Origin of the sequence: Paenibacillus sp. OT2-17 (genome assembly GCF_009827695.1) — a bacterium.
Classification (GTDB): domain Bacteria; phylum Bacillota; class Bacilli; order Paenibacillales; family Paenibacillaceae; genus Paenibacillus; species Paenibacillus polymyxa_B.
On record NZ_WUDQ01000327.1, the window covers coordinates 1 to 4,045 of the forward strand.

Genomic DNA, 4,045 nt, shown 5'->3' on the forward strand with positions numbered 1-4,045 from the left:
CAATTGATTTGGAATGGCTGTCTCCCGAGCAATCTGGTCCGCCGATGCTGGTTGGTATCACGCTGGCTTGTCTTCTGGAGATTGGACGCCGGGGCACAGGTCAACCTTTGACCGCGCAGCTTGTTGAATTTTCGAACTCCATGGGTGATGTACAGGCGCTTGAAGCTTACTTCGGCTGTCGTATCCGGATTGGTGCAAAACGTAACCGATTGACGCTACATCGAAGAGATCTGGACCGCCCCTTTGTCTCGTACAACGAAGAGCTGCTGGAGATCCTGACTCCTGTTTTGGACCGGTCGTTGGATGAACAGCAGCGCAACCGCTCAATTACCGAGATGGTCAAATGGATGATGAAACGTAGCCTTACAGGAGGGCGCCCTGACATTCAGGCTGTGGCGAAGGAGCTCGGTATGAGCGATCGTACCTTGCAGCGCCGGCTTACTGACGAAAACACGAGCTTCAAGCTTCTGTTGACACAAGTTAGACATGAGCAGGCACGAAAGTACTTGGCAGACCCCTCGCTTGATATTAAAGAGGTGGCATTCTTGATTGGATATGAAGACCAGAACTCGTTTTACCGCGCCTTCCGCCTATGGGAGGGTGATACACCTTCAAATTGGCGGACTGAACATCAAGGTACAAACTCGATATCAGGAGCACGCTAGGACTGCCGACTATTCATTGATACAATTCCTAATAAGTTTTGTCATTTGGCGTGTTAAACAAGAACTTTGGCGCATTATACTAGTTACTGGACAATCCAGACAAGATAACATAATCACTATCCGGAGCACAAGACTGTTTTAAAAAAGGAGAAGTGTATTATGGATATGGGATTAAACCATAAAACAGCTTTAGTTACAGGATCAACGAAAGGTATAGGTAAAGCAATTGCCATTGAACTAGCCCAAGAAGGTGTTAATGTACTAATTAATGGACGAAATGATGAAGAGGTAGAACGAACTGTAAATGAAATTAAGTCAGATTTCCCAGCTACCTCTCCTCAAAATGCCACAGCCGATATTGTGGATATTGGACAAAGAGATGCTTTATTCGAAAAATACCCTAATATTGATATTTTAGTTAACAATACGGGTATTTATGAAATTATGCAATATGAGGACATAGACGATGAAGTATGGGAAAAATACTTCCGCGCTAACGTTCTTGCTGCAAATGGATTATCAAAATTTTATTTACCTAAAATGTTGAAAAATGATTATGGCCGCATTATTTTTATTGCGAGTGAAGAAGCAATTATGCCTTCAGGACAAATGCCGCAGTATTGTATGACAAAATCTATGTTGTTATCATTGTCAAAAAGCTTATCTAAATTAACAATAGGAACAGAAGTTACAGTCAATACGATCATGCCAGGACCAACACTCTCTGAGAATGTGCACCAAATCATTGAGAGTATGTATCCTCATGAAGATATGACTTTTTCAGAAAAAGAGAAAGATTTTATGGTTACCAACCTGCCTCAATCTGAAATACAGCGATTTATCAAACCTATTGAAATAGGTAGACTAGCTACATTTGTATGTAGTCCTTATGCATCTGCATTTAAAGGTTCTCCAATCCGTATGGATGGAGGAATGGTACCGACTATTTTTTAGCGCTTTTGGAGAAGCTTGCTGAAATTAGCGCTGACATTGCGGAACATTATGATAAGATGAAGTCAAACATCACTCGAGGGTAGGAGGAGGATCATGAACCATTTTGCTATGTATGGAAAGTTGACGGCACATCTAGGGCAAAGGGACGCTCTTGCAGACATCTTGCTAGAAGCGGCCGATCTGTTGAAGTCGAATAATGACTGCTATTTGTATATAGTCAATGTGTCAGACGACGACCCGAATGCGGTGTATGTGACCGAACTGTGGAAAGATGCAGATGCCCATGCAGCCAGTCTTAAGAACGAAGAGGTACTGGCGTCGATACAACGCGGCCGATCGTTGATTATCGGAGCGGAGCCCATTAAACTGCGTGCTTTAGGGGGAAAAGGCCTGTAGGGTCATGATGCAATTGCTGCTACCACAGCAGCCGATCACTCGGTTGCTTTTAAGCTAACCAGCAGGATAGTCCTAATGAAACGCTTTTGTAACATGTGAAAGGTTGGCAGATAAAATTGGCCCTGGTATAATAAGGGTAATTCACTAAGGAGAGATTTTTTGTCTGGAGCTGTTCTTTACTAATCCAATTCCATAAAAAGAGGTTTTCATGCACCTACTATTCGTCTGCCCAATTTTTGTATTACGGGTGGGATTTGAAAGCTTCGGAATTAGTTAAGAACAACGGATATTACCAGATCCTTAGGGATACCTGTTATAATGAGTCCAATCCGTGCTGGTTCAGCGCGGATTTTTTTTATGGCTCAAATAGCAGGTGATATGAGGGTAGGAATGACGTATGTTCATTCCTGCCCTTTTCTAATTTTTAGCAAAGGGGGATAGAAGGGAATTACTCCAATTTGGTCAAATACATCCAGACTTCTTGAATGAAAGATTCAATCTAAGTAAATAGAAAGGTGGACAATACATGAAACTTCAAACGAATCGGCTCATATTAAAAACACTTGATCTTAATTTAATCGAAGCAGCAGCCCGACGTGATATAGGTGCTATTGAAGCTTTGGGTTATAAAACCAGTGATGAATGGCCGGGTCCTGATTTCTTTGAAGCTTTACCTTATTTTCGAGAACTTTTGATAAAAAATAATGGCACTAGAGGTTTTGACTCTTGGATCATTGTGGAGAAGGATACCCAAGAAATTGTTGGAGGGATTGGTTTTTTAGGAGATCCTGATCAGAACGGTATGATTGAGATCGGTTTTGCAACGAATGAAAGCCATCGCCGCAAAGGCTATTGCTATGAAGCCGCTCAAAAATTAATAGAGTGGTCCTTAAATCATGAAGAGGTCCAAATCGTAACGGCAAGATGCGTACCTGACAATATCAGCTCTAAGAATTTGTTATTGAAGTTAGGATTTCAAATTGATCACAAAGATGAAGAATTGCTTTATTGGAAATATCAAATGAAGAAAGTAGGAGGGGGTCAGCAGAAATGATCCGTCGAGATCTAGATGACGTAGATTTCATAAGAGCAAATTTAATGGGGCCTAGTTCGATTATCATGCTCGAGGAGCTATCGAAAAATTTGCCTTTGCAGAAAGGAATGCGAGTGCTGGATTTGGGCTGTGGGACTGGACTTACTTCTATCTATCTGGCGCAAAAGTTTGGCATAACCGTGTTTGCTGTCGATTTATGGATTAGTGCAACTGAAAACTTTAGAAGATTCAGAGAGTTTGGTTTGGAAAGCGAAATTATCCCCATCCATGCAGATGCCTGCCACTTGCCTTTTGCGGAACAATACTTTGATGCAGTTATAAGCGTAGATGCGTATCAATATTTTGGAGCGAATGAGCAGTACTTAGATGACCATCTTGCGCCGCTAGTTAAAGAAGGAGGTAAATTGGCTATAGCAATGCCAGGGGTAAAGATGGAGTTTGATGGGGTTATACCCGTGGAACTGCAGCCGTTCTTGTCACTTAGTGAGGTTGATAATCAGTGGCATACATGCGATTGGTGGCGGAAATTATGGGAACAGTCGCCAAATGTTTACGTTGAATCGGTAAGAGAAATGAGATGCTTCTCGAAAGCTTGGTATGAATGGCTTCAGTGTAACAACGATTATGCACGTGCTAATAATGCATTGCTGAATGCAGATGACGGGAAGTATATGAATCTAATCTCGCTTATTGCTACTAAGAAATAGCGATATCCGGGGACAAAAGTTCCCAGTCCTATGGGCTGAAATTCGCTAAAGTAACTGAGAACGATAGTTCAACTCTACCAAAAACAGCCGAGCGCTCGGCTGTTTTTTTAACTAGTGGGCAGATTACATGAAGTGGTTAATCGATGCCAGGGTCGAACTTACAGGCTTAGGTCGGAAGAGTAATACAGGAGAAATTGGCCCATGAAGGCCTCCACAAGCTTTCTCAATTCCCGACGGGCTACCCGAATATGGAGAGGCTTTAGAACTTG

General features: G+C 42.2%; 5 protein-coding genes. All 5 read left to right on the forward strand.

The features are described from left to right. The coding region (locus GRP75_RS20475; protein WP_160790215.1) for an AraC family transcriptional regulator at window positions 1–665 on the forward strand (665 nt) is incomplete at its 5' end. 159 nt (window positions 666–824) lie between these two features. Beyond that, a complete protein-coding gene (locus GRP75_RS20480) occupies window positions 825–1,619 on the forward strand; it encodes an SDR family NAD(P)-dependent oxidoreductase (protein WP_160790216.1) in 795 nt (264 codons plus the stop codon). Between the two features lie 93 nt (window positions 1,620–1,712). Beyond that, window positions 1,713–2,015 carry a putative quinol monooxygenase gene (locus GRP75_RS20485; protein WP_160790217.1) on the forward strand — a complete coding sequence of 101 codons (303 nt, stop codon included), beginning with the start codon at window positions 1,713–1,715 and terminating at the stop codon, window positions 2,013–2,015. A 526-nt stretch (window positions 2,016–2,541) separates the two neighbouring features. Next, entirely contained in the window at window positions 2,542–3,069 is a 528-nt protein-coding gene (locus GRP75_RS20490; protein ID WP_028541297.1) for a GNAT family N-acetyltransferase, read from the forward strand. Further along, a complete protein-coding gene (locus GRP75_RS20495; protein ID WP_202404231.1) occupies window positions 3,066–3,776 on the forward strand; it encodes an SAM-dependent methyltransferase in 711 nt (236 codons plus the stop codon). Before GRP75_RS20490 ends, GRP75_RS20495 begins: the two co-directional genes overlap by 4 nt. Window positions 3,777–4,045: the final 269 nt, after the last annotated feature.